The following is a 25,320-nucleotide window of genomic DNA, read 5'->3' as shown; positions in this document are numbered from 1 at the left end:
TAATAATAAATAATCAAGGTAAAAAAAAATTCTTATATTTAAAAGATGCAACGGTATAATTTCATTATAAAAATTTTAATTATTTTTCTAAGCCTTAAAAAATTTTATGCACAAGAAAACCAATTTCGGGCAGCTACTATTGGGTTTTACAACGTGGAAAATTTATTTGATACAATTCCATCAGCGGGTTTTGTCAATGGGAATTTAGATTATCAAGATGAATTTTATCATACCTCAATCTCTCAAGAAAAAATACCTGTACTCGATACAGTGAATTGCAAATGCCGCTATTCTGAAGAAAATTTAAAAGGAAAACAAATTATTCGCCCATTGATTTTGGCAGAAGATTTTATTCCTACTGGGCCCAAAACTTGGACAAGCCAGCGTTACCAGCAAAAGATTGAAAATCTGAGCCAAGTTATCGCTAACTTAGGGCGAGACAAAACAAAAGATTTCCCTGTGCTAGTAGGTTTGGCTGAAGTTGAAAATAGAGAAGTAGTACAAGATTTAATTCATTCTAAGGCTTTAGAAAAAGCAGATTATGGACTTGTTCACTTCAATTCTTGGGATGCACGCGGGATTGATGTAGCTTTGATTTATCAAAAAAAACGTTTTGTCGTTCATGAAAAGAAAAAAATCGAAGTAGAAGTTTATGATGAAAAAGGAGCTAGAGACTACACAAGAGATATTCTGAAAGTAGGGGGAGAGCTAGATGGAGAGCAAATTTATGTTTTTGTAAACCACTGGCCATCAAGGCGAGGCGGTGAAGCGGTAAGTTTTCCTAAACGAGAAAAAGCAGCTCAAGTTTTAAAAGCCGAAATGAGTGCGATTAAGGCTAAAAACCCATCAGTAAAGATTCTAGTGATGGGCGACTTTAATGATAACCCGACAGATGAAAGTATTACAAAAGTCTTAGGCGCTGGAGGAGAGTCAGAAAAATGGGTGAATCTGCTGCTCAGAGACTTTAAAAAAGGCAATGGGACTTTAGCGTATAGAGATTCTTGGAATTTATTTGACCAAATTATCGTGAGTAGAAATCTACTGCGTCAAGATTTTGAATCTTATCAAGTTTACCAAACAAGAATTTTTAAGCCTAATTATTTAGAGACAGCAACAGGAGCGTACAAAGGCTATCCGCAGAGGATGTTTGCTGGCGATCAGTACAATCCACAAGGGGTTTCAGACCATTTTCCAGTTTATACGATTTTGCTTAAAAAAGTGGAATAGGCTTAAAATTTTTTAAGCCTTGAAAAATTTTATAGAATTTCGTACTGAATACGAATAACTCCCTTTACAGGGTCTGCAATTTTTTCAAAAGCAGCTTTGCTTAAATCAAATTTACGGGAACCCACATAAGGCCCGCGGTCATTGATGGTAACGATAACTTCTTTGCCGTTTTTGGGATTAATGATTTTCACACGCGTACCAAAAGGTAATTTTTTATTAGCTGCGGTTAATTCATACATGTTGTAAATTTCACCACTAGCCGTCTTTTTCCCATGGAATTTTTTTCCATACCACGAAACTTTGGCAGTTTTTAGTTCACTTTCAGTTTTCATTTCGTCAACTGAAGAAGGAGCTGATAATAGATTAAAAATCATATAGGTAGAAAGCGCAAGTGTCTTCATACTTCTATTTTTTTATGTTTAATAAGCACCAAATTTATAGGTATGAAGATGTAATTTCCTTATAATGATTCTAAATAATGTAAAAACGTTTGAAATTTAGAGAGCAAAACCCTTTTAATAAAGGAAAAAACGCAAGTCGTTAAACTCGCGTTAAAGAAAAATTATTTTGTTAATAATTCAAATTTTAAGGGTTTAATAGATTTTTGACCATATTTGCAATAGTCTTACCGTCAGCTTTCCCTGCCATTTTTTCGTTGGCAAGATTCATGACTTTCCCCATATCTTTCATGCTTTCTGCACCCACTTCTTGAATGATAGCAATTACCACAGATTTGATTTCTTCATCACTCATTTGTTCTGGTAAAAAACGCTCGATCACTTCGGCTTGTTTTAATTCATTTTCAGCCATTTCTTTTCGGTTTTGACTTTCAAATTGTTCTGCGGCATCTTTTCGCATTTTAATTTGTTTTTGTAGCAATGCGATTTCAGTACTTTCATCTAGTTCGTCGCCAGAGCCATCCGTTTTTGCCATCAAAATAGCTGACTTAATGGCTCGAAGTGCTTCTAGGGCAATTTTATCTTTTGCTTTCATGGCAGATTTCATTTCTGACATGATTTTTTCTTCTAATTTCATAATAAAGTTTTTAATCTACATTATCGTGTAAAAAATGATTAGGTCTGATTTTGATGTTATTATCAGAATCTTCATCTACAATATAGCGAGAAGGGCGTTCATGCTTATATTCAGATAATTTTATGCCATTTCTTTCATAGGCAGGAATTTCTTCCATTTCTTGTCTTTCTTTTAAGCTAGTTTTGAATTTGTAATTAAACTTTTTCAGGCGTTCTCTTCTTTCATTAATCTGCTGAGATAATTCATTTTCAAAATGACTTTTAATTTTTGGCTCTTCCTTCGTATCTACCTCTACTTCTTGAGTTTGGAATGTGTTTTTAGGAGATAGAGAAGCATCCTGCTGTGGAGGAGTGAAATTGCTTTTGCTTTCACCGATTTTTAAATTTTCATTAGAGTTGCTAGTTTTTCGGGGAGCAAAATCACCTGCCGTTTCTTGATTTCTAAAATTTCTAGAAACAGAGGGCGTTTCAGGTTCATCATCCCAATCTTCATCCAAAGAAAAGAGCGTGTATTTGCTACTATTTTTTTCCATTAATTCATTTTCTGGCTCCTTAGGTTCAGGTTCATCTTGGTTGAAATTAATTTGATTTTCAGTTTCAGTTTCATAAACCTCATCTTTATAGCCTTTTTCTTCTGCTTCCAGTTGATTTATTATTTGGAAATTGAAAATATTTTCTTCTTCAGTTCCTTCTTCTTCAGAATATTCTTTGTTTGAATTTTCAGTAGCAGAAGATGCTGGTTTAGAATGTACTATATTGTCTTCTGTTGCACTTTCTTTTTCATCTTTTGCTTTTTGTGAAATAGAGAAATGAATAGGTGTATGATGTTCATCTTCCAATGTATGAACAATGGTTTTATCTTCTTGCCCATTAAAATCTTGTTGCTCAAGCGGGAAACCTGTCGCTACGATAGTAACACTGATTTCATCACCTAAATCTTTATCTTCACCCATTCCCATGATGATATTAGCATTATAGCCAGCCTCGGTTTGGATGTAATCGTTTATGATACCGATTTCATCCATTGTAATTTCATCATCACCAGAAACGATGAGCAGCAAGACATTTTTTGCACCTGTAATTTTATTATCGTTTAACAATGGAGAATCTAGAGCTGCTTCAATGGCCTTTTTTGCTTTACTTTCACCACTAGCTTTTGCAGAGCCCATGATAGCCGTGCCGCTATCAGCCAGAACGGTTTTGGCATCTCTCAAGTCAATATTGATGGAATATTCGTGTGTGATGACCTCCGCAATCCCTTTGGCTGCAGTAGACAGCACTTCGTCTGCTTTGGCAAAACCCGTTTTGTAACCTAGATTTCCATATAATTCACGGAGCTTGTCATTGTTTATAATGATGAGTGAATCTACACTAGAGCGTAATTTTTCAATACCTTCTTTGGCTTGGTCTAAACGTTTTCTACCTTCAAAAGAAAAAGGAGCTGTGCAAATGCCAACAGTCAAAATTCCCATTTCTCTAGCACATTTTGCAATAATGGGGGCAGCTCCTGTACCTGTCCCACCGCCCATTCCTGCCGTGATAAATACCATTTTGGTATTGCTGTCTAATATATTTTTAATATCATCTAAAGTTTCTAAGGCGGCTTGTTCACCTACTTCAGGATTTGCTCCTGCACCTAGACCTTCTGTGATGTTTGCTCCGAGTTGAATTTTGATAGGAACTGGGCTTTTCTCTAGAGCTTGGGCATCAGTATTACTCACGATAAAGTCAACACCAGTAATTCCTTGTTTAAACATGTAATTCACCGCATTACTACCCCCGCCGCCAACGCCAATGACTTTGATGGCAGCGCTTCTGTTTTTAGGCATTTCAAAATCCATATTGTTAAAATCCATAATTGGTAAATTTATTCAGTTTCGTTAATCATTTTAATAAATTTGTCAGTCCATTTAGAGAAAATACTAGATTTAGGCTTAAAGCTAGACTGCTCTCTTTCTGGCTTTTCTGATTTTTTGTTATCTACTTTTTTATCATCTGCTTTTTCCTCATTCAAAGGCTGTTCCGTTAAGCTATTTTGTTCAGCTTTATTTTTTGTAGGGAGACTTTCAGCAGTAAACTCTTCATCCTCTTTTGGGGAAAAGTATAACTCTTGCTCTTCTAGTTTTTCGATGCCTTTGAGTACGAGTCCCACGGCAGTAGCATATTCTGGGCTGTTGATTAAGTCCGATTGCCCACTTGCCATATGCTCGTTGCTGTAGCCAATTCGCGTATCTAGACCAGTCAGGTACTCAGTCAATTGGCGAATATGCTTGAGTTTGCTTCCTCCCCCAGTCAATACGATACCAGCAATTAATTTTTTCTTCTCCTCTTCACAGCCATAATGTCTCAATTCCATATAGACCTGCTCCAAAATTTCGTTCACACGAGCATGAATAATTTGGCTTAATTTCTTTAGTGATATTTCTTTAGGTTCCCTTCCTCTCAGTCCTGGGATAGCGACAATCTCTGTTTCTTTGTTCTCGCCTGGCCAAGCAGAGCCAAATTTCACCTTTAGCTGCTCAGCCTGTTTCTCGATGATAGAGCAACCAATTTTTATATCATCAGAAATCACATTCCCACCAAACGGAATCACAGAAGTATGACGAATGATGTTGTCTTTGAAAACAGCAATATCAGTCGTTCCGCCACCAATATCTACTAATGCAACACCAGCTTCTTTTTCTTCTTTGCTGAGCGATGCAGATGAAGAAGCAATAGGCTCTAAGGTAATGCCAGCTAAATTAAGTCCAGCGCTCTTGACACAACGTGCAATATTTTTGATAGAAGTAATTTGCCCTACCACCACATGGAAATTAGCTTCTAAGCGACTGCCATACATACCCATTGGCTCGTGAATATCACCATCACTATCCACCTTAAATTCTTGGGGTAAAACATGAATGATTTCTTCGCCAGGCAACATAACTAATTTGTGTACTTGATTGATGAGTTTTTTAATATCTTCTTCGTCAATCACTTCTTCAAAATTATTTCTAGTAATGTAGTCGCTGTGCTGTAGACTACGGATATGTTGCCCAGCTATTCCCACAGTCACATCAGTAATTTTGTACCCAGAGTCCGACTCTGCTTGTGCTACAGCTTCTTTGATGGAATTGATGGTTTGTGTAATATTGTTTACAACCCCGCGGTGAACCCCCAAGCTTTTAGAACGCCCAACGCCAATGATTTCTAGCTTGCCGTGTTCATTTTTTTGACCAACCATGACGACAATTTTGGTCGTTCCGATGTCTAATCCAACTGCTATTTTATTGTTTGTTTTTTTCATTCTATTTTTGTGCAACTATTTGGTTGATAAAATTCAAATTAAATCTCTTATAAGGAATACTGTCTGATACAGCTAAAAACTCTCTATAAAAAACTTTAAAATTATCTAATTTTCTATCCACATTTTCTAAATTCCCTAAGTCAAGAACATACCCACCATCTGCAGGCAACAAAATAAAGGAATTTCTACTATTTTTATGCGTTCCGACGATAAGGTTTTTCAACAAGTTATCCTCATTGATTTTTTGAACTAATTCGCTTATGAGAGCAAAGTCTGCAGAATCCACTGGCCCATCTACCAGCATAACTTGAGTCGAATAATGCTGTGATAGTGGAATTCTTTTTCCTTCTTGCGTGATGTAGAACTGCTCTTTCCCCGTATTGACCCGCGCAATCGGTCTTTCTTGCTGAATATTGGTATGCAAAAAGCCGTTGTTTTCCAAAAAAACCTCCGCATTTTTGATGAAAGGATTTTTCTTTAAATTCTCTTCCATACGATTAATTTCCACGCTTTTCATAGCCATTTTTGGGAAATCTCGATGTGTTTCTCCTAAAATTTCTTTCACAACTTTTTCGGTAATGAAATAATTCCCATCAGCATAGTCAATTTTAGCAATTATATTTTTAATCTCTCGCTTCTCAAATTGTTTTTGAGAAAAAATCAAAAGAAAACCTAAAAAGATTAGGAACATAAGTATTTTAAGTAAGACCCATTTACGCTTCATCCTAAAATTTTTTAAGGCTTAAGAAATAATGTTTTAAATCAAAAATTATCATGCTTCAATTTCCAATTTTTCAAAAATAATATCGACAATATCTCGGGTAGAGTAAGGTTTGCCTAATTTCAGGAAATTCTCACTCAATTTTTTTTGTTTATTGGCATCCGATAATAAATCTTGAATTACAGGCATTATAGAGCTTGAAATATTTTCATTAGCAATCATTATAGCTGCATTTTCATTTACCAAACTTCGTGCATTTTTCGTTTGGTGGTCTTCCGCAGCCGTAGGTAAAGGAACAAAAATAGTGGGTTTCCCGACTAAGCTCAGCTCAGAAATAGACATTGCACCAGCACGAGCCACGATTAAATCTGCGCCAGCATACGCCATGGGCATATCATAGATAAATTCCTTCAATTGAATTTTTCTTGATTTTCCATCAAATTTTTTAAGGCTTAAAAAATCTGTCTTACCCGTTTGCCAAAGCAGCTGAATCTCTGAATTTTGTAAGGTTTCAAAATTTACCTTCCAAGCATTGTTGATGCTTCTTGCTCCTAATGAACCGCCAAAAGAGAAAATCATGGGTAAATCGGGGTCGAAACCTAAAGCTTCTTTTGCTTTTCGCTGCTCGGGCAAATGCTGGAATAAATCTGAGCGGATAGGATTCCCAGTCAAATGAATTTTACCTACCGGGAAGAAATTCTCCATCCTAGGATAAGCTGTGCAGATAGCAAAGGCCTTGTTTTTCAGTAATTTATTTGTAATTCCTGGAAATGAGTTTTGCTCTTGAATTAAAATCGGAATACCTCGCCGAGCAGCCGCCCACATCGCTGGTCCCGAAGCGTATCCACCTGTCCCGATGACCATATCTGGCGAAAATTCTTTGATGATTTTACTAGATTTTCTAAGGCTTTTAAAAATTTTGTAAGGCAAGCAAAAATTTGCCCACCAGCGATTTCTTTGTATTCCACTGATGTCTATACCCTTGATGTCATAGCCTGCTAGGGGGACTTTTTCCATTTCCATTTTCCCGTTGGCACCGATGAACAAAAACTCAGCCTTGGGTAAGCGTGTACGAATCTCATCTGCAATAGCAATTGCAGGGTAAATATGGCCTCCCGTGCCCCCAGCACTGAAGATGAATTTAGGCGATGTCTTGTAGGTCTGCTTCACTTTTTATTTTTTCTTCTTTTTCAATTTCTTCTTTAGGCAAAATTTGTCGACTGATGCTTAATAAAATACCGAAAGATAAGCACGTAATCCACAACGATGTGCCCCCAAAACTAATCATAGGCAAAGGTTGACCCGTAGTCGGGAATAAACCAACGGCAACACCCATATTTATCAAGGCTTGGAAGACAATGGGGATTCCAATCGCAAAAGCGAGTAAACTTCCGAAATAGGTGTGAATTTTTGTTCCGATGATGATGATTCTAAATAAAATTAGTAGGAATAAAAAAAGTAAACTCACGCCACCTATCAATCCGTACTCTTCTATGATTACCGCATAAATGAAATCTGAAGATGCTTGTGGGAGTGTGTGCTTTATGGCGCTTTTCCCTGGGCCTTTGCCAGTGATTCCACCTTCTACTATAGCTGCTTTGGCATTGGTTTCTTGCCAAGATTCAAGGCTATTGCTTGCGGGTTTTTGGAAGCGTTCAATTCTGTTTTTCCAAGTGTGAACGCGGGAGTTAGGAAATTGGTCTCCATAATTCAAGGCAGCAAATATAAATAAACCTGCCCCGACTAAAATTATTGTCCCAATGCCGACTAAATATGGGATAGGAAAACCTCCTAAAAATAGTAGCATCATTACCATAGCAAACAAGATGATAGCCGTAGAACCATTTGCTGGGAAAATTAATCCGACTATAACAAAAATCGGTATAAAAAGAGGTAAAATAGTTTGTTTAAATTCAATCTTTTTATTCCTGATTTTAGTTAAATACCGTGCAACGTAGACCATCAAAACGACTGATGCCAAAGTGGAAGTTTGTATTGATAATGGGATGCCAGGTAGCTTTAGCCAACGAGAGGCATTGGCTCCATCAATACTGGTGCCTTGCAATAAAGTTAAAATCAACAATAGCACGATGAAGGGCAAGCCTAAAATAGCAAATCCGCCAAAATAACGGTAATCAATTCGCTGCATGCTGAATAAAATGACTAAACCGATGACTAGAAAAGCGACTTGTTTGCCAAATTGCCCCCAAACGGTTCCAGTCTGGGCAGCGTACTCGATGCTTGAGCTAGCTGAGAAGCCAGGTAATAGAGAAAATATTGCCAAAAGCATAATGAATGCAATGAGGTACTTGTCGCCTAAAAATATTTTATTCAGCCAGTTCATTTATAGATTTTTTACTTCTTTTTTAAATTGACGCCCACGCTCTTGATAGTCTTCAAATAAATCGCAATTAGCGCAAGCTGGGGAGAGAAGTACAGTGTCACCCTTTTTGCCAAGCATATACGCTGAGCTTACGGCATCTTTCATTGTTTTTGTTTCAATGATTTGAGGAACGATGCCACTAAAGGTAGCTTTAATTTTTTCGTTATTAATTCCTAAGCATACGATGGCTTTTACGTTTTTCTTCACAAGCGGGATCAATTCGCTGTAATCGTTTCCTTTGTCAACGCCGCCTACAATCCAAATGGTAGGATTTTTCATACTCTGTAATGCGTAAAATGTAGCATTGATATTGGTAGCTTTGCTATCGTTGATAAATTGGATCCCGTGAACGGAGATCACTAATTCTAGACGATGTTCCACGGCATCAAAATCAGTTAAACTTTCTTGGATAATTTTTTTTCTAAGCCTTAAAATATTTCTATTTAAAGCTCCTGCTAATGAGTTGGAGACATTGCGTTCTCCCATCAAAGAGATTTCTTCTAAATTCATTTTTAAGTGTTTCGGGGTATTTTATAATTAATTATTTTGAGTTTTTTTCTTGACTAACTTTATGTGGCGTCTTTTCCGCTTTTGCTCAGTTTTATATATGCTAAAAAAATTTTTTTTGATGAATTAACGAATTTTTAAGGTTAAAACGGCTAATACAGCGAGTATAAAACCGATGATAAAAAAACGATTGACGATTTTGCTTTCGTGGTAATTTTGTTTTTGAAAATGATGATGCAAGGGCGAAATCAAGAAAATTCTTCTGCCCTCACCGTATTTCTTTTTGGTATATTTAAACCAAGAAACCTGCAACATGACCGAGAGACTTTCAGCCAAGAAAATTCCGCAGAGCAGAGGTAGAAGAAGTTCTTTACGCACAATAATGGAAATGACTGCAATAAGACCACCGATAGTCAAGCTACCTGTGTCTCCCATGAAAACTTGTGCTGGGTAAGTGTTGTACCACAAAAACCCAATCAATGCACCGCTGAAAGCTGTAGCGAAAATCACGACTTCCTGCGCATGGGGTATGTATAAGATGTTTAAATAATCAGCTAAAATAAAGTTGCCAGAGACAAAGGCAAACAGAGCTAACGTTCCTAAAATAATCATGGAGCTTCCTGCCGCTAATCCATCGATGCCATCAGTCAGATTAGAACCATTTGAAACAGCTGTGATGATGAAGATAACAATCGGGATAAAGATTACCCAACTCCATTTCATGGCTTCTTCTTTATTTAAGAAAAACAGGAGAGAGTCATAATTGAGCTCATTGTTTTTCAGGAACGGAATGTTAGTCAAGTTTGATTTGGTAGCTGGGGCGAACAATTCATCAGCGCTCTGTGCATTGTAAGTTGGCTGGTCACTGACTTGTTGTCTTACAGTGACTTGTGGGCTGAAGTATAAAATAACACCAACGAATAAACCTAGGCCTACTTGCCCTAAAATTTTAAACTTTCCTGCTAAACCTTTTTTATTTTTTCTAAAAACTTTGATGTAGTCGTCAATAAATCCGATGAGCCCCATCCAAAGCGTGGAAATAAGCAGTAAAATTGTATAAATATTGTTGAGTTTTGCAAAAAGTAAAACTGGAATAAGGGTGGCAAGAATAATGATGATGCCACCCATTGTCGGGGTACCTTCTTTTTCTTTTTGCCCAGTTAAGCCTAAATCCCTTATCGTTTCGCCCAATTGTTTTCTTCTCAAAAAATAAATAATCTTTTTGCCGATAAACAAAGCAATAAGTAAGGAAATGATAACGGCAGATGCCGCACGGAAAGTTACAGACTTCAGCATATTAAAGCCTGGCACGTCAAAATACTGATTTAAAAATTCAATTAAATGGTATAACATTTATTTAAAAATCTTTTGAGTTAAACTTTTAGTAATTTCCATGTCGTCAAAATAAAATCGCTCTCCCTTTATTTCTTGGTAATCTTCGTGGCCTTTACCTGCAATCAAGATGATGTCACCCGAGTGGCTGTTGGCAAGTACATTTTTTATGGCCTCTTGGCGATCGGGTATTTTACTATATTTTGAAAAAAATTGAGGTTCAATTCCGCTCTCCATGTCTTCAATGATTTTGTTGGGGTCTTCACTTCTAGGGTTATCAGAAGTAAGAACCACTCGGTCAGCCAAGCGGCAAGCGACTTTTGCCATTTTAGGTCTTTTTTGGGCATCGCGATTTCCTCCACAACCGACCAAAACCCAAAAGGTTTCATTCTTGGTTCGAGTTTCGTTCACCGTTGACATTACGTTTTCTAAAGCGTCAGGCGTATGGGCATAATCTACAATGATGATTTGCCCGCCAGGAGAGATATAAGATTCGAATCGACCTTTTACTTTTTGTAACTTGCTTAGACTGACTAGAAGCTCTTCTTCATCCCAACCCAATTCCAACCCTATGGAATAGACTAATAAAAGATTGTAAGCATTGAATTTCCCGACTAGCTGAGTCCAAAGTTCTTTTTGGTTAAGCAAGAGCAGCATTCCATTAAATCGATTTTCTAAAATTTTCCCTTGGTAATCAGCAACAGATTTCAAGGCATAAGATTTTTTTAAGGCTTTAGAATTTTGTAGCATAACCACACCATTTTTATCATCCATATTGGTAATGGCAATAGCATCTTTGCTCAGCTCGTCAAAAAATTTCTTTTTTGCAATAATGTAACTTTTAAATGTTTTGTGGTAGTCTAAATGTTCATGTGAGATATTGGTGAAGCCAGCAACTTTGAATTCTAAGCCACTGATTCGCTCCTGTTCGATGCCGTGTGAGCTAACCTCCATAAAAGCATATTCAAAACCAGAATCTACCGCCTCTTTTAAAATCTTGTTGATACTAATAATGTCTGGCGTTGTATTTTTTGTAGACAAAGTTTTTTGGTGAATACGAATATTGATGGTTGAAATCAAAACAGACGGGTAGCCTAAACTCTCTGCTGTTTGGTACAAAAGGCTCGCTGTTGTCGTTTTACCATTAGTGCCAGTTATGCCAATCAAATTCAGCTGAGAAGAAGGATCTCCAAAATAATTTTTGCAAATTAAACCTAGACTTTTGGCTGAATTTTTCACTTGAATGTACAAAACATTTTCTCGAAAGTCTTTGATTTCTTTCTCATGAAAAATCACCTGAGCACCTTTATTAAGGGCAGAAGTAATGAAATCATGACCATCTTCCTGCGGACCTGAAATAGCCACAAAGACATCTCTCTTGCTCACTTTTCTAGAATCCATTTGGATTTCGCCTACATCACCAGTGAAGCTTCCTTGTTGCTGGATAATGGGAATGTTATGTAGTAATTCGCTAATATTCATACATTTGAAAGTTTTAGAGTGATGACCTTATTTTCAGGAATCATTTGCCCAGCAGGGATGCTTTGTTCTATAATTTTCCCAATTCCAGAATAATTAATTTTAAAACCTGCGTTTTCTAAAACGGGAATTACTTTTTGCCCGTCAAAGCCTTTTAAATTCGGCATTTTTTTATTTTTTAAATTCCAGTCAAAAATTTTATTTGATTTTTCTAGAGAGGCAAGTTTAGATTTTTTAAGGCTTAATTTTTTTGGAGATTTGATGTAAACACTCTCCATGATTTTCTGAAAAACGGGCCCGGCAACAGAGCTGCCATAGTAGCCTTTTTTACGGCTAGGTTTGTGAATGACTACGATGCAAGAATATTGAGGCTTGTACGTCGGGAAGTAGCCACAGAAAGAGGCGCGATACTGCATGGGGCCTTTCACCCAGTAGTCTGCACGAGCAGTGCCTGTTTTTCCTGCAGCGGGGAAAATTTCGTTGTAAAAAGCCCTTCCAGTCCCGCTTTTTACGGCACTGGCTAGCATGTTTTGCATTTTTTTTATAGTGCTATCTTGGGCCATTTTTTCTATGCGAACTTCTGGAGAAAAAGACTTAATGACTTTTCCTTTTTCATGAATTTCTTTCACAAAAAGTGGTTTTAGCATCTTACCATCATTAGCGATGCCATTGTAAAAAGTTAAAATCTGTAATGGAGTGAGCTTTGACTCATAGCCAAAAGAAACTGATGAAAGCGACTGTTTGCTCCAAGATTTATTATTTGGGTCGGGAAGGTAAGGTTCCGCTTCTCCAGGAATATCAACGCCAAGAGGTTGGTTTAGCTTCCATTCCCGATTTAAAATTCTGAAAAACTTTTCTGGCTGATTTTGGTAATATTCTGTAATTAATTTTGCTGTACCAATATTTGAGGATTTTTCTAAAACTTGGCGTACATTAATTGTGCCGTAACCATGAGAATCACTGATGGTTCTGCCAAATAAACGAACTCTTCCTGAGCCAGTAGCTACGGTGGTAGCAGTATCAATAACGCCATCTTTTAGCGCAGCTAGAAGTGAAATGGTTTTAATAGTAGAGCCAGGTTCATTGGCTTCGCCTACCGCAAAATTTTGAATATCAGCATAGTTACCGTCAGCGAGACGAGTCAAGTTGGCAATGGCTTTGATTTCACCTGTTTTGACTTCCATTACGACGACAGTGCCGTGGTCTGCCTCAAATTCACTCAGTTGGTCATATAGAGCGTTGTAGGCAACGTTTTGCAGAGGAATATCGATAGTTGTTACCACATCTTGCCCAGCAACAGCTTGTATGTCGTTAGCGATATTGATGGGGCGCCAGTTGCCTCCGCCCATTCGCTGTTCTAGTCTTTTGCCATCTTTTCCAGATAGAAGCATATTGTAAGCACCTTCTAGGCCTACTTTTAGTGAATCTCCTTTTACGTAGCCCAAAGTCCGAGCACCGATGTCCTTTACGCTTCTTTCTCTCACAAGATGATCTTCTACGATGAAGCCACCTTTGATTTGCCCGTGATTGAAAATAGGAAAAGATGAAATTCTTTTTAGCTGATGATAATTCAGGTTTTTTGCAATTGGGACATATTGTTTTTTATTCTTCTTGGCATTCAAAATCAATTTAGCATAAGTAGCGGCAGGTTTATTGAACATAGCATGCAGCGAGTCAGCCAAGGAATTTAAATGCTCATCAATGAGACTTTGTCGCATCGCCTTCGCATCAAAGGCGACGTCATATTTTCTTACAGAAGTTGCCAATAAACTCCCATCAGCGGCATATAAATTTCCTCTTGCCGCTGGAATAGTGGCTTCTCTGAAGTTGATTTTCTGAGCAAAAGCCTCAAAACGCCCTCTTTCTTGTGGGTTGAGCTGGAGATTAAATAATTTATAGCATATACCAATGGATATAATCACCAGTAGAATGCTGATGAAATAAGCTTTTAATAATATGTCTTTTTTTTGTTTAATCATTTATTTTTCAACAATTAAAAAAGGTTGAATATTTGATTGAATTACATTGTCTTTAGCTACTTTTTCGGCAACCTTTGATTCCATTTTACTTTGCATCAAAATTTGATGTAGATATGCTGATTCTGATTTAAGATTAGAAACATGTTCTTTTAAATTTTTTATTTCCACCACTTTTTTATCAGCCCAATGTGAACTCAGAATACTCCAAAAGGCTAAAAAAGTTAAAAACAATACGAATTTCCAATGTTTGAAACTATTATCATCAACTAAGAATTTTCCTTTTAAAATATCTCGAATGCTGATGTTACTTTTCTTCTTCTTTGGGCTCATTTTTAATTCCAATTCTTAGTTTTGCACTTCTTGCTCTTGGGTTACCTGCAATCTCTACTTCGTTGGGGATGATGACTTTGCTGTTTAGCGGATAAAAAGGTGCATACCATCTTCCATACAAATCTCTTTCAGGTTCACCATCAAACATTCCTTTTTTGATGAAATTTTTTACCAAACGATCTTCTAGCGAATGGTAGGAAATAACTACCAATCTCCCGCCAGGTTTTATGATGCTCGCTGTAGACAAAAGAAATTCCTCTAAAGCCTTTAATTCATCATTTACCTCAATTCTCAATGCTTGGAAAAGCTGTGCCCATAATTTGTTAGCTTTGTGAGCTGGGATCAAACTTTTCAAGGCATTTTTTAAATCATCAGTCGTTCCAATCATATTTTTACTGCGGTAAGAAACAATTTCTCTTGCCCATTTTTTAGCCGAACGGATTTCACCATAATTCATCAATATCTCCGCTAATTTTTCCTCAGTATATTCATTGATGACGACTTTAGCTGTGTTTTTCTGATTTTGGTTCATCCGCATATCCAGCTGGCTGCTATAGCGCGTTGAGAAGCCTCTCTCTGCCGTATCAAATTGATGTGATGAAACACCTAAATCAGCTAAAACGCCATCAACTTGATGGATTTGGTGAAAAAGCAACTGATTTTTGATATGTCTGAAATTGGAAGGAATAAAAGAGAACCGCACATCAGGAATAATGTTTTGCTGAGCATCTTCATCTTGGTCTACACCCCATAATTTCCCATTTTTTTCTAAAGCCTTTAAAATTTTTTTTGAATGCCCCCCGCCCCCGAAGGTGCAATCAACGTACACACCGTTGGGGTTGGTAATCAAAGCATCAACGCTTTCATTCAGTAAAACTGGTTCATGATAGTTTTTCATCATTTTCAAAATTTCCCATGACCTCTTCTGCCAGCAGAGCAAAATCATCCTCATCGGAGCTCACTTCAGCTTCATATTTATCTTTATCCCATATTTCGATAATATTGATGGATGATGAAACCACCACATTTTTATCGATATTAGCAAATTGAATCAAATCTTTTGCAATCTGAATTCTGCCGCTATTATCTAACTCCACAGGCTTTACGCCAGCAGTGAAACGCCTTATAAATTCGTTGTTTTTTTTCTTGAATCGGTTGAGCTGAGAGATATCTTTCATCACAGCCTGCCACTCCTGCATAGGGTAGAGCTCTAGGCAGGGTTGGAATACTGACCGCTTGAGCACAAAACCCTCGTGCGAAAAACCTTCCAGTTGCTTGCGAATACCCATGGGTAGAGCTAGACGCCCCTTGGCATCCACCTTACACTCATAAGATCCGATTAAACTGGTCATGATTTAATTTTGCTCAAAAATAATAAGATATTTCTACTTTTTGCCACAAATTGCCACAAAATCCCACTTTTGTTAATAACTTTCCACTTTTTGAAGAAAAATCAAGAAAGAGAAAAGGGATTCCATTTTTTTTCTCAATTTTGTCATATATTTGTTAATTGGGAAGAAAATGATTTGGAAAAACTATGCTGTTTAATATTAAGAAAAAGAAGAAATTCAACTATGTAGTAGAAGGAGAGGGGCATCCTTTAGTTTTGTTGCATGGATTGATGGGAGGATTGAGTAACTTTAGCAAACTGATAAAGTACTTCTCTGAGCGGAATTTTAAAGTTTTCGCCCCAGAACTACCCATTTATAGTCTTCCTGTAATTAACTCAAATGTGGAAAACATTTCCAAAAATGTTATTTTATTCTTAGAAGAGGTGGTGAAAGAGCCAGCAACGCTGGTCGGTAATTCACTGGGCGGGCACGTAGGTTTGGTCGTGACAGAGAAACGCCCAAAGCTAGTGCATACGTTGGTTTTGACGGGAAGTAGTGGTTTGTATGAAAAATCTTTTGGTGAAACTTTCCCCAAAAGAGGTAGCAGAGAATACATTCGCACCAAAACGGAGGAAGTTTTCTACGACCCCAAAATTGCTACAGAAGAACTGGTTGATGAGGTTTTTGCTACGGTGAATGATACCAAAAAAGCCATCAAAACCCTCTATATAGCCCGAAGTGCCATTAAACATAATATGAAAAATGAGTTGAAATCCATTCAGAAAGAAGTTTGCTTGATTTGGGGGAAGCAAGATGGTGTGACGCCTCCTGAAGTAGCGGTGGAATTTAATGAAAATTTACCGAATTCTGATTTATACTGGATTGATAAATGTGGGCATGCCCCGATGATGGAACATCCCGAACTTTTCAATGAAATTCTCTATAATTGGCTAATAAAAAGAATTTAAATTTTTTAAGCCTTAAAAAAATCTATGAAAATCACGTCAGCAAAATTCTTGGAGAGTAATTCTCAGGTGGAAAAATGCCCACCGCCTAATTTACCAGAGTATGCCTTCATCGGGCGTTCAAACGTAGGGAAGTCTTCGCTCATTAATATGATTGCTGATAATAAAAAGTTGGCTAAAACTTCTGGAACACCTGGGAAAACCCAATTGATCAATCATTTCTTAATCAATGAAGCTTGGTATTTGGTAGATTTGCCAGGCTATGGCTATGCCAAGGTATCAAAATCTAAACGCAAAGATTTTGATAAAATGATTACCAACTATTTAGAAAAAAGAAAAAACTTAGTCAATGTTTATTTGTTGATTGATAGTCGCCATGAGCCGCTAAAAATTGATTTGGAATTCATGGAATATTTGGGGGAAAACATGATTCCATTCAATATTGTGATGACTAAAATTGATAAATTAAGCAGTGCTAAGTATGCTAAAAATTTATTAACTTACCAAAAGAAATTACTCACTAACTGGGAGCAACTACCACAATTCATCAAAACCTCTGCTACTGCAAAAGTGGGAAAAGATGAAATCTTAAAAGAAATAGAAATTTATAATACCCAGCTAAATCATTTAGATTTTCGTAACTTGTAGCCTTAATATTATAAAATATTACAAGGGATGAGAAACATTTTTGTGATGGCCATGCTATTGACGTGTGTCATGGGTTGGGGACAGAACTATAAGTTGCCTGAGCCTAAATCGGTTGAGTTTACTTCAGGTGAAATACCTCAAGCATTTAAAAGTAAAAAGTATCAGCATTTGATCCATCAGGTTGGGATTGAATTGAGTGAAAACAGAAACGCTGCACTGATTAAAATTAATTTTTCTAAAAAAATCAAAAATCCAGAAGCCTATCAACTAAAGCTTAATAAAAATGGAGTTAATATAGAAGCAGCAACAGAAAGAGGCGTTTACTATGCACTTTTGAGATTAAAAGAAATCATCAATGCGAAGGCTAATAAAGCCCTTCAGATTTATGATTTCCCCGACGTCGAATTTCGTGGAGTGGTAGAAGGTTTCTACGGCACACCATGGCAATACAAGGATCGCCTCAGAATGTTATCTTTTTTAGGAAAAAATAGAATGAATACTTACATCTATGGCCCAAAAGATGACCCATATCATAGCTCTCCGCACTGGCGAGAAGCTTACCCAGAAGATGAAGCTCGCCAAATTCAAGATTATGTAGAAGCCGCAAAAAATAATTACGTAGATTTCTATTGGGCCATACATCCTGGTAAAGACATCAAGTGGAATGAAGCTGACCGTCAAAACTTAATTCAAAAATTTGAAAAAATGTATGCTTTGGGCGTGAGAGGTTTTGCCGTTTTTTTTGATGACATTTCGGGGGAAGGAACCAATGCTGCTAAACAAGCAGAACTACTCAACTTTTTACAAACAAAATTTGTAGATACGCATACCGATGTTTTACCTTTAATTATGTGCCCGACAGAGTATAATAAAAGTTGGAGTAACTTGAAAGGTGGGTATCTGCCGACATTAGGAAAGGAATTAGACCCACGTATTCACATCATGTGGACGGGCGACGGTGTAATTGGAGATGTGACCAAGGAAAGTTTAACTTGGATTAATGATAAAATCAACAGAAAAGCTTTCTTTTGGTGGAATTTCCCAGTAACCGATTATGCAAGAGATCATCTAATGTTGGGCCCAGCGTATCGACTAGACCAAAAAGCTCAAAACCTTTTAGCTGGAGTAGTTTCTAACCCAATGGAACACGCCGAAGCTTCACGTATAGCGATAGCTTCCGTTGGTGATTATACTTGGGATATCGCAAAATATGATTCCATTCAAAGCTGGGAGAAAAACATTGCCAATGAGTTTGAAACCTGTGCTGAAGCCTATACTTTTTTTGCTAAAAACAATACTGACGCAGGCCCCAATGGGCACCGTTATCGTAAAGAGGAATCAAGGGGATTTGAGCAGCCAGCACAAGAATTTTCTAAAGCCTTAAAAAATTTAAACCTCCAAAAATCACAAATAGAAAAAATTCAGAATTATTACAAACAATTGCTTTCATCAGCAGAAACTTTACAAAAATGTAAAGACAACCCAGCCTTGATTTTAGAAATTTACCCTTGGATTTTACAGACTAAAAATATTGCACAAAAAGGTTTAGCAACTTTAGAAATGTATGATGCTTACAAAGGAAAAAATCAAGAAGAATTTTTAAAGGCTTTTGAAAAAGCAGAGCGGTGGGAATTGAAGCGCTCTTTTGTAAATCAAGATGAAAATAAAAATCCATACCACCCAAGAGTTTCTCCTGTATCTAAGCTCGTTAGCCCATTGATTGATGACACATTTAAATTTTTGGTAGAAGCTTATAATCAAGATTTTAAAGGCAAATTAGTCGTCAAAGATTACGATAATCCACATCAATTTGTGAGTAATAATGCAAAATTGAAGGATTTGAACATTCGATTAGAGAACAACAAACTAGCAGCAGATCCTGTGTTGGAAGTGATAGAGGTGCGGCCAAACGATTATTTTACCTTTGAGTTTAAATCATCTAAAAATGTGAAGCAAGTGCTTATCAATACTGGTGAACAAGAGGTATTTGAAAAATGGGGGCAAGTGGAACTTTTATCGGAAAACGGCGAGTGGAAGAATGTAAACGGTGAGATGAAAGGGAATGAATGGATTGCTAAACCTAATGAAAAAGCACAACAAGTGAGATTTAAAAATAAATCAAAACAAGTTAAAAATATTTATTTAAGACAATTAGAAGTTACTATAAAATAAAGTTTTGCTAAATTAGAACAGAATTAGCCGCCTCAATTTTTTATTTTTGAGGCGGCTAATTAAAATTTCAATTCAACAAAAAATTATTTATTTTACTTTTTGCACAATGGCTGAGAATGCTTCTGGGTGATTCATTGCTAAATCAGCAAGAACCTTTCTGTTCAACTCAATATTGTTTTTCTTGAGAGCTCCCATCAGCTGAGAGTAAGACATTCCGTTTTGTCTTGCACCAGCATTAATACGCTGAATCCACAAAGAGCGGAAATTTCTTTTTTTCTGTCTTCTATCACGGTAAGCATAAAGCATTGCTTTTTCTACCGCATTTTTAGCTACAGTCCATACGTTCTTACGTCTCCCGAAGAAACCTTTGGCTTGTTTTATAATTTTTTTACGTCTTCTTCTCGACGCTACTGAATTTGTTGATCTTGGCATTTTTTAATTTTTTTTAACCGAAGGCGGATACTTATCACTTTTACTAAGCCCACGGTTGGGTTAAACAAATTTTAATTTTAAAAACCGATTTTATATAAATTCTCAAAAAATTTTTTAAGGCTTAAAAAATTTTAGAAGAAAATTTATTTCAATCCTAATTGTTCTTTCACACTATTCACATCATTGTCGTGAACCAGCGTCATTTTAGTTAAATTTCTCTTTTGCTTAGTTTCTTTTTTAGTCAAGATATGGCTCTTGAAAGCATGTTTACGCTTGATTTTACCAGTTCCTGTCAATTTGAAACGTTTTTTAGCTCCTGATTTTGTCTTTTGCTTTGGCATCTTTTCTGTTATTATTTTATTGAATTGAATTTATTCTTTTTTATTTAGTTTTGGTTGGCGCCATCATCATAATCATACGTTTACCTTCCAGTTTTGGCATTTGTTCTACTTTGCCGTATTCTTCGAGATCTTGAGCCAATCTCAAAAGAAGAATTTCTCCTTGGTCTTTGAATACAATAGAGCGCCCTTTAAAGAAAACGTAAGCTTTCAGTTTTGCTCCATCTTTCAAGAAACCTTCGGCGTGGCGTTTTTTGAACTCGTAATCATGGTCATCTGTATTTGGCCCAAAACGAATCTCTTTTATCGTAATCTTACTTTGCTTTGCTTTCAGCTCTTTTTTACGTTTTTTCTCTTCGTAGAGAAATTTTTTGTAATCTAAAATTCTAGCTACTGGGGGGTTAGCATTTTCGGTGATTAAAACCAAATCTAAGCCAAACTCTTTAGCCATTTCAAGAGCTTTAGAAGTTTTGTAAATACCTTGTTCAACTTCTTCCACGTCGCCCACCACACGCACCTCTGGTACGCGAATATTCTCATTTAGCGGATGAGCCTCTTCATTTTTGTGGGGAGAATAGCCCCCTCTTCTTTTTTTTGTGATAATTATCTAAATTTAAAATTAAACTTTCATTTCTTTTTCTAGCAATTTACGGAAGTCATCCACAGGCATCGCTCCTAAATCACCTTCGCCGTGTTTACGTACCGAAACCATTGCTGTATTTTCTTCATTTTCGCCTATAATCAGCATAAAAGGGATTTTTGCTAACTCGGCATCTCTGATTTTCCGTCCAGTTTTTTCAGCCCTTTTGTCAATCAGTCCGCAAATATCGGAATTTTCTAATAAATTTAAAACTTTTTTACTGTAATCCAAATATTTATCGCTAATAGGTAAGATGATAAATTGTTCTGGCGCCAGCCACAAGGGCAAATCACCTGCGGTGTGCTCTAGTAAAATCGCTACAAAACGTTCTAATGAGCCAAACGGGGCACGGTGAATCATCACAGGTCGATGCTTCTCATTATCTGAGCCAATGTATGATAAATCGAAACGCTCGGGTAAATTGTAATCCACTTGAATCGTCCCTAGCTGCCAACTTCTGCCTAAAGCATCTTTTACCATAAAATCTAGCTTTGGCCCGTAGAAAGCCGCCTCACCATATTCTACTACAGTTTTTAGCTCTTTTTCTTCCGCCGCTTGTATGATGGCATTTTCTGCTTTTTGCCAATTCTCATTACTTCCAATGTACTTGGAGTGGTTTTCTCTGTCGCGTAATGAGACTTGAGCGGTATAATCTTCAAAGCCTAGTGCATTAAACACATATATGACCAAATCAATGACTTTTTTAAACTCGTCTAGTAGTTGGTCTGGCGTGCAGAAAATATGTGCATCGTCTTGTGTGAAGCCACGAACACGTGTCAAACCATGCAATTCACCGCTCTGCTCGTAGCGGTAAACGGTGCCAAATTCTGCAAAACGCTTTGGTAAATCTCGATAAGACCATTGCTGGGATTTATAAATTTCGCAATGATGCGGGCAATTCATTGGCTTTAATAGAAATTCTTCGCCTTCATTGGGCGTTTGAATCGGCTGGAAGCTATCAGCGCCATATTTCTCATAATGCCCTGAAGTCACGTATAAATCTTTGTGGCCGATGTGTGGCGTTACAACCATTTCATAACCTGCTTTTTGCTGGGCTGCTTGCAGAAAGTTTTCTAACTTTTTTCTCAAAGCAGCACCTTTGGGCAGCCAAAGAGGCAACCCAGAACCCACTTTCTCAGAGAAAGTGAAAATTCCGAGCTCTTTGCCCAGTTTTCTATGGTCACGTTTTTTTGCTTCTTCTAATTTATGGAGATATTCTGTTAAATCTTTTTGTTTAGGAAACGTAATTCCATAGACGCGTGTCAATTGTGGATTTTTTTCATTCCCTCGCCAGTAAGCGCCTGCAGCGTTAAGTATTTTTGCAGCCTTTACAAATCCTGTATGCGGCAGGTGCCCTCCACGGCACAAATCAGTGAAATTCTCGTGCGAGCAGAAGGTAATTTCGCCGTCATTTAAATTTTCGATTAATTCTGTTTTGTACGGATTATCGGTATAATTTTTTAGCGCTTCTGCTTTTGAGACAGGATATAATTGGAATACACTCTTTAGGCGAGCGTGTTCTAGCATTTTTTTCTCAATTTTTTCAAAATCTTTTTCAGAAATACTTTTTCCTCCAAAGTCTACATCATAATAAAACCCATTTTCTATTGCTGGGCCAATTGTCAATTTTGCTTCAGGGAAAAAGTCTAAAATCGCTTGAGCCAAGAGGTGTGCAGAGGAATGCCAAAACGCTTTTTTACCCAAATTATCGTTCCAGGTGAGAAGTTGTAAACGGGCATCTTCGGTAATGGGTGTAGAGGTCTCTACTTGTCTGTCATTTACCAAAGCAGAAAGGACGTTCCTAGCTAATCCTTCGCTGATGTTTTGCGCAACTTCCATGGGTGTAACGGGGTGGTCATACGAGCGAACACTGCCGTCTGGGAGCGTAATGTGAATCATGCTAAATTTGTTTAATTTATTTTAATGCACAAAATTAAAAAATCTATTCAAATGCACCCATCCCAAAAAGAGCAAAATCAAATTTCACAGGATCTTTTGCATCATATTTCTTTAATTCATTGGTTAGGAATTCTGCAGATTTCCAATCATTGGCTTTGCGCTGCAATAGGTTTAAACTTCGCGCAACACGGCCAGAGTGCACATCTAATGGAATGATGAGCTTTTCTTTTGGAATTTTTTCCCACAGTCCAAAATCAACAGGATTATCTCTTACCATCCAGCGCAAAAACATATTGAGGCGCTTGGCTGCCGAGTTTTTTGCTGGGCTAGAAATGTGCTTTTGTGTCCTGAAATCTGGCTCGAAAAGAAATTTCTCTCGAAACCGTTCAATCGCATGAAAAGTGTTGGGCTCTTCTGCTTTTATTAAAAAATAATCCTCTAAACTCTCGGCGCCAAAATATAATTTTTTTAAGGCTTTAAAAAAATAAGTTAAATCCAAATAATTGAACGTGCGGTGTACAAAATTAGTTGCTTTTTCAAAATCTTTTAGGCGACCGTGGATGATGAAATCATAGGGTGAAAAATCCATGATTTCCATGATTTGGTGAGCATTTTTGATGATGCTTTTTCGCTTGCCCCAGGCAATAGTGGAAGTAAGCAGCCCTGCGATTTCTATATCTTGTTTTTGGTGAAACAGATGTGGAATCTGGATAGGGTCGGTGGTGATGAATTCTTCTTGACAATAAAGCTGAAATTTTTGTTGAAGAAATTTTTCTAATTTTTCGTCCATCAACCTGAAATTTTAATCGCTTTATTAGGGGAAATCTTTCGAATCAAAAGAGAAGGAAGATACAGAACCAAGGCAGTAATAATAATTGTGCCTAAATTGACTAGCAAAAAAATCTCCCAAGATAAATAAACTGGCGCTTTGGAGATGAAGTAATTTTCTGGCGGGAGCTGAATTACACCAAAGTAGTTTTGAATTAAAAGCAAACCCAAAGCCATCAAGTTTCCTGCGACCAAACCAGGAATCATGATAAACAAAGCTTGATGAACAAAAATACGCATAATCTGCCGATTGTTCGCTCCCAAGGTCTTTAAAATCCCAATGGCACTTGTTCGCTCTAAAATTAAAATTAAAATTACCATAATCATATTAATGATTACAACAATCATCATGATGAATAAGATAATAAAAATATTGGTATCAAAAATGCCAATCCATTCATTGATTGCTGGAAACTGGTCGGTGGCGGCTGCCGCAATTTGATTATAGCTTATTTCTTTATTTATATGAGCTTTGATTTGCTCTAAATCCCCATTGATGTTTTTTACAAAAAGCTCAAATCCACCTACAAAATCCTCCCCCCAGCCATTGAGTTTTTGCACTTGCCGAATGTCGCCAATCACATATAAATCATCAAATTCACTGATGTCTGTAGTGTAGATGCCGTTCACCGTAAATTTCCTGTAAATAGGCTGTGCATGGAGTTGTTTTTCATTAAGAAACACCATATTGAAAGTGCTATCAATATCTAAATAAAAATTATTGGCTAATTTTTGAGAAATTAAAACCCGTGAGCTAATTTCATTTTGCGAAAAATCAGGAATTTGACCTTTCAAAATAAATTTTTGAAACCGATTTTTATCAAAATTTTTATCCATTCCTTTTAGCAAAACACCATCAAAACTTTTTTCGGTGCGAATAATACCGCTTTTCGTCGCTGTTGCTTGAATATGCTGAATTTCAGTTAAAGAGAAATGGGGGTAATATTTTTGTGGCAGAGCAATAGAATCAGAATTGTAAGAAAGATTAGTGTTGTATGGTTGAATGGTGATGTGCCCGTTAAAATCAGCTAATTTTTCTTTGATTTCTTTTTTAGCACCGATTCCTGTAGACAGCGTAATAAGTGCCACGATAGTGCCCAATGCCACAGCAATTTGCCCGATGCGGACAATCTTCTGAGATAAGCTTGGGCTGCCTTTGGAGTTCCAAGCAATTTTTTGTGCAAAAAACCAGCTAAAATTCAAAATATTAGTTAAAGGGTCAAATAATTATAAAAAAAATCACATCTTTACTCAAACACCAATTTAAGTTAAAAGTGAAATTCAAATATACATTATTATTACTGAATTATAACTGACTAATCCCTTGAGCATTTGAGGAATTAAAATAAAAATTTCCTTATGAAATTGAAGTAAAACAATGTATTCAATTGATTGTTAAAAAGATGTGTGAATTAAGACTTCCACTCCTCATAACCTCAAAAAATAAATTTGCATAATTCAAAAACGTAAAATACATTTGCGGGCAGGTTGAGAGAAGAGAAAAATCTCAACGAAAATTTTAACAAAAAAATAACGAAATTTTAACAAATGAAATTTGTGAGTTTCAAAATAAAGTGTAAACGCACACACACACACACACAAGCAATGAGCTAAACAACTCATTATCAGCTACTTATAATAATTTTTTGCTTCCCTCGGGAGCGAACCGCAAAGCCGTGCAAGAAAATCTTGTGCGGTTTTTCTATTTTCACCTGTGTGAGAGTAGTAATTTCTTCAAAAAGAAGAGCCTCACGGGTTGGGGCTCTTTCTAAAAGAAGAAGCAAAAAAG

24 protein-coding genes are annotated in these 25,320 nt (G+C 36.8%); 4 read left to right on the top strand and 20 right to left on the bottom strand.

Annotated elements, in window-relative coordinates:
• Positions 1-45 precede the first annotated feature (45 nt).
• Positions 46-1,227 (top strand): endonuclease/exonuclease/phosphatase family protein, encoded by a 1,182-nt coding sequence (locus tag D5J18_RS00395; RefSeq protein ID WP_119057047.1) that lies wholly within the window; start codon positions 46-48, stop codon positions 1,225-1,227.
• A 29-nt stretch (positions 1,228-1,256) separates the two neighbouring features.
• Here D5J18_RS00395 and D5J18_RS00390 read toward each other — a convergent pair whose 3' ends face one another.
• The 14 genes from D5J18_RS00390 to mraZ form a co-directional block, all read right to left on the bottom strand.
• Positions 1,257-1,628: a septal ring lytic transglycosylase RlpA family protein gene (locus D5J18_RS00390; RefSeq protein ID WP_119057046.1), complete on the bottom strand. Its 372-nt coding sequence runs from the start codon at positions 1,626-1,628 to the stop codon at positions 1,257-1,259.
• A 184-nt stretch (positions 1,629-1,812) separates the two neighbouring features.
• Positions 1,813-2,262 carry a GatB/YqeY domain-containing protein gene (locus tag D5J18_RS00385; RefSeq protein ID WP_119057045.1) on the bottom strand — a complete coding sequence of 150 codons (450 nt, stop codon included), beginning with the start codon at positions 2,260-2,262 and terminating at the stop codon, positions 1,813-1,815.
• Between the two features lie 10 nt (positions 2,263-2,272).
• Entirely contained in the window at positions 2,273-4,117 is a 1,845-nt protein-coding gene (ftsZ, locus tag D5J18_RS00380) for a cell division protein FtsZ (protein ID WP_119057044.1), read from the bottom strand.
• Between the two features lie 11 nt (positions 4,118-4,128).
• Entirely contained in the window at positions 4,129-5,547 is a 1,419-nt protein-coding gene (gene ftsA, locus D5J18_RS00375; protein WP_119057043.1) for a cell division protein FtsA, read from the bottom strand.
• Position 5,548: 1 nt separating this feature from the next.
• The gene (locus tag D5J18_RS00370) at positions 5,549-6,271 is read right to left on the bottom strand and encodes a cell division protein FtsQ/DivIB (protein ID WP_133298081.1); all 723 of its coding nucleotides are present in this window, start codon (positions 6,269-6,271) and stop codon (positions 5,549-5,551) included.
• Between the two features lie 48 nt (positions 6,272-6,319).
• Positions 6,320-7,438 carry an undecaprenyldiphospho-muramoylpentapeptide beta-N-acetylglucosaminyltransferase gene (gene murG / locus D5J18_RS00365; RefSeq protein WP_119057041.1) on the bottom strand — a complete coding sequence of 373 codons (1,119 nt, stop codon included), beginning with the start codon at positions 7,436-7,438 and terminating at the stop codon, positions 6,320-6,322.
• Positions 7,410-8,612 (bottom strand): FtsW/RodA/SpoVE family cell cycle protein, encoded by a 1,203-nt coding sequence (locus D5J18_RS00360; RefSeq protein ID WP_119057040.1) that lies wholly within the window; start codon positions 8,610-8,612, stop codon positions 7,410-7,412. The genes murG and D5J18_RS00360 overlap by 29 nt, the downstream gene beginning before the upstream one ends.
• Entirely contained in the window at positions 8,613-9,161 is a 549-nt protein-coding gene (locus D5J18_RS00355; protein ID WP_119057039.1) for a glutamate ligase domain-containing protein, read from the bottom strand.
• Between the two features lie 123 nt (positions 9,162-9,284).
• Complete coding sequence (gene mraY / locus D5J18_RS00350) at positions 9,285-10,511, bottom strand: phospho-N-acetylmuramoyl-pentapeptide-transferase (RefSeq protein WP_119057038.1); 1,227 nt, start codon at positions 10,509-10,511, stop codon at positions 9,285-9,287.
• Positions 10,512-11,972: a UDP-N-acetylmuramoyl-L-alanyl-D-glutamate--2,6-diaminopimelate ligase gene (locus tag D5J18_RS00345; protein WP_119057037.1), complete on the bottom strand. Its 1,461-nt coding sequence runs from the start codon at positions 11,970-11,972 to the stop codon at positions 10,512-10,514.
• Complete coding sequence (locus D5J18_RS00340) at positions 11,969-13,948, bottom strand: PASTA domain-containing penicillin-binding protein (protein ID WP_119057036.1); 1,980 nt, start codon at positions 13,946-13,948, stop codon at positions 11,969-11,971. The genes D5J18_RS00345 and D5J18_RS00340 overlap by 4 nt, the downstream gene beginning before the upstream one ends.
• Positions 13,949-14,278 carry an FtsL-like putative cell division protein gene (locus tag D5J18_RS00335; protein ID WP_119057035.1) on the bottom strand — a complete coding sequence of 110 codons (330 nt, stop codon included), beginning with the start codon at positions 14,276-14,278 and terminating at the stop codon, positions 13,949-13,951. It abuts the gene before it with no gap.
• Positions 14,253-15,176 (bottom strand): 16S rRNA (cytosine(1402)-N(4))-methyltransferase RsmH, encoded by a 924-nt coding sequence (gene rsmH / locus D5J18_RS00330; RefSeq protein WP_119057585.1) that lies wholly within the window; start codon positions 15,174-15,176, stop codon positions 14,253-14,255. The genes D5J18_RS00335 and rsmH overlap by 26 nt, the downstream gene beginning before the upstream one ends.
• Positions 15,160-15,630, bottom strand: coding sequence for a division/cell wall cluster transcriptional repressor MraZ (mraZ, locus tag D5J18_RS00325; protein WP_119057034.1), 471 nt, complete (start codon positions 15,628-15,630; stop codon positions 15,160-15,162). The genes rsmH and mraZ overlap by 17 nt, the downstream gene beginning before the upstream one ends.
• 185 nt (positions 15,631-15,815) lie before the next feature.
• On the opposite strand from mraZ, the gene D5J18_RS00320 reads away from it, so the two are divergent.
• From D5J18_RS00320 to D5J18_RS00310, 3 genes are read left to right on the top strand one after another with little or no spacing between them, the layout of a single operon-like run.
• Positions 15,816-16,577 carry an alpha/beta fold hydrolase gene (locus D5J18_RS00320; RefSeq protein ID WP_119057033.1) on the top strand — a complete coding sequence of 254 codons (762 nt, stop codon included), beginning with the start codon at positions 15,816-15,818 and terminating at the stop codon, positions 16,575-16,577.
• 24 nt (positions 16,578-16,601) lie between these two features.
• Positions 16,602-17,222 (top strand): ribosome biogenesis GTP-binding protein YihA/YsxC, encoded by a 621-nt coding sequence (yihA, locus tag D5J18_RS00315; protein ID WP_119057032.1) that lies wholly within the window; start codon positions 16,602-16,604, stop codon positions 17,220-17,222.
• A gap of 27 nt (positions 17,223-17,249) precedes the next feature.
• The gene (locus tag D5J18_RS00310; RefSeq protein ID WP_119057031.1) at positions 17,250-19,394 is read left to right on the top strand and encodes a beta-N-acetylglucosaminidase domain-containing protein; all 2,145 of its coding nucleotides are present in this window, start codon (positions 17,250-17,252) and stop codon (positions 19,392-19,394) included.
• Positions 19,395-19,481: 87 nt separating this feature from the next.
• Here D5J18_RS00310 and rplT read toward each other — a convergent pair whose 3' ends face one another.
• The 6 genes from rplT to D5J18_RS00280 all read right to left on the bottom strand — a co-directional run bounded on the left by rplT (position 19,482) and on the right by D5J18_RS00280 (position 24,734).
• Positions 19,482-19,826, bottom strand: coding sequence for a 50S ribosomal protein L20 (gene rplT / locus D5J18_RS00305; protein ID WP_119057030.1), 345 nt, complete (start codon positions 19,824-19,826; stop codon positions 19,482-19,484).
• Positions 19,827-19,969: 143 nt separating this feature from the next.
• Positions 19,970-20,167, bottom strand: a complete 198-nt coding sequence (rpmI, locus tag D5J18_RS00300; RefSeq protein WP_119057029.1) for a 50S ribosomal protein L35 — start codon at positions 20,165-20,167, stop codon at positions 19,970-19,972.
• Between the two features lie 40 nt (positions 20,168-20,207).
• Positions 20,208-20,765: a translation initiation factor IF-3 gene (infC, locus tag D5J18_RS00295; protein WP_165844950.1), complete on the bottom strand. Its 558-nt coding sequence runs from the start codon at positions 20,763-20,765 to the stop codon at positions 20,208-20,210.
• 18 nt (positions 20,766-20,783) lie between these two features.
• The gene (gene thrS / locus D5J18_RS00290; RefSeq protein ID WP_119057027.1) at positions 20,784-22,703 is read right to left on the bottom strand and encodes a threonine--tRNA ligase; all 1,920 of its coding nucleotides are present in this window, start codon (positions 22,701-22,703) and stop codon (positions 20,784-20,786) included.
• 43 nt (positions 22,704-22,746) lie between these two features.
• Entirely contained in the window at positions 22,747-23,493 is a 747-nt protein-coding gene (locus D5J18_RS00285) for a TIGR02757 family protein (protein WP_119057026.1), read from the bottom strand.
• Positions 23,493-24,734, bottom strand: a complete 1,242-nt coding sequence (locus tag D5J18_RS00280; RefSeq protein ID WP_119057025.1) for an ABC transporter permease — start codon at positions 24,732-24,734, stop codon at positions 23,493-23,495. Before D5J18_RS00280 ends, D5J18_RS00285 begins: the two co-directional genes overlap by 1 nt.
• Positions 24,735-25,320: the final 586 nt, after the last annotated feature.

Source organism: Candidatus Ornithobacterium hominis (genome assembly GCF_900538215.1).
Lineage (GTDB): Bacteria > Bacteroidota > Bacteroidia > Flavobacteriales > Weeksellaceae > Ornithobacterium > Ornithobacterium hominis.
This window is presented reverse-complemented; position numbering and strand designations above follow the sequence as displayed.

Coding starts and splice junctions, on each gene's coding strand:
- D5J18_RS00395 (WP_119057047.1), top strand. CDS start 46: ATGCAACGGTATAATTTCATTATAAAAATTTTAATTATTTTTCTAAGC.
- D5J18_RS00370 (WP_133298081.1), bottom strand. CDS start 6,271: ATGAAGCGTAAATGGGTCTTACTTAAAATACTTATGTTCCTAATCTTT.
- rplT (WP_119057030.1), bottom strand. CDS start 19,826: ATGCCAAGATCAACAAATTCAGTAGCGTCGAGAAGAAGACGTAAAAAA.
- D5J18_RS00335 (WP_119057035.1), bottom strand. CDS start 14,278: ATGAGCCCAAAGAAGAAGAAAAGTAACATCAGCATTCGAGATATTTTA.
- D5J18_RS00345 (WP_119057037.1), bottom strand. CDS start 11,972: ATGAATATTAGCGAATTACTACATAACATTCCCATTATCCAGCAACAA.
- D5J18_RS00340 (WP_119057036.1), bottom strand. CDS start 13,948: ATGATTAAACAAAAAAAAGACATATTATTAAAAGCTTATTTCATCAGC.
- ftsA (WP_119057043.1), bottom strand. CDS start 5,547: ATGAAAAAAACAAACAATAAAATAGCAGTTGGATTAGACATCGGAACG.
- rpmI (WP_119057029.1), bottom strand. CDS start 20,167: ATGCCAAAGCAAAAGACAAAATCAGGAGCTAAAAAACGTTTCAAATTG.
- rsmH (WP_119057585.1), bottom strand. CDS start 15,176: ATGAAAAACTATCATGAACCAGTTTTACTGAATGAAAGCGTTGATGCT.
- mraY (WP_119057038.1), bottom strand. CDS start 10,511: ATGTTATACCATTTAATTGAATTTTTAAATCAGTATTTTGACGTGCCA.
- D5J18_RS00360 (WP_119057040.1), bottom strand. CDS start 8,612: ATGAACTGGCTGAATAAAATATTTTTAGGCGACAAGTACCTCATTGCA.
- D5J18_RS00355 (WP_119057039.1), bottom strand. CDS start 9,161: ATGAATTTAGAAGAAATCTCTTTGATGGGAGAACGCAATGTCTCCAAC.
- D5J18_RS00320 (WP_119057033.1), top strand. CDS start 15,816: ATGCTGTTTAATATTAAGAAAAAGAAGAAATTCAACTATGTAGTAGAA.
- D5J18_RS00310 (WP_119057031.1), top strand. CDS start 17,250: ATGAGAAACATTTTTGTGATGGCCATGCTATTGACGTGTGTCATGGGT.
- mraZ (WP_119057034.1), bottom strand. CDS start 15,630: ATGACCAGTTTAATCGGATCTTATGAGTGTAAGGTGGATGCCAAGGGG.
- D5J18_RS00390 (WP_119057046.1), bottom strand. CDS start 1,628: ATGAAGACACTTGCGCTTTCTACCTATATGATTTTTAATCTATTATCA.
- D5J18_RS00285 (WP_119057026.1), bottom strand. CDS start 23,493: ATGGACGAAAAATTAGAAAAATTTCTTCAACAAAAATTTCAGCTTTAT.
- D5J18_RS00385 (WP_119057045.1), bottom strand. CDS start 2,262: ATGAAATTAGAAGAAAAAATCATGTCAGAAATGAAATCTGCCATGAAA.
- ftsZ (WP_119057044.1), bottom strand. CDS start 4,117: ATGGATTTTAACAATATGGATTTTGAAATGCCTAAAAACAGAAGCGCT.
- yihA (WP_119057032.1), top strand. CDS start 16,602: ATGAAAATCACGTCAGCAAAATTCTTGGAGAGTAATTCTCAGGTGGAA.
- thrS (WP_119057027.1), bottom strand. CDS start 22,703: ATGATTCACATTACGCTCCCAGACGGCAGTGTTCGCTCGTATGACCAC.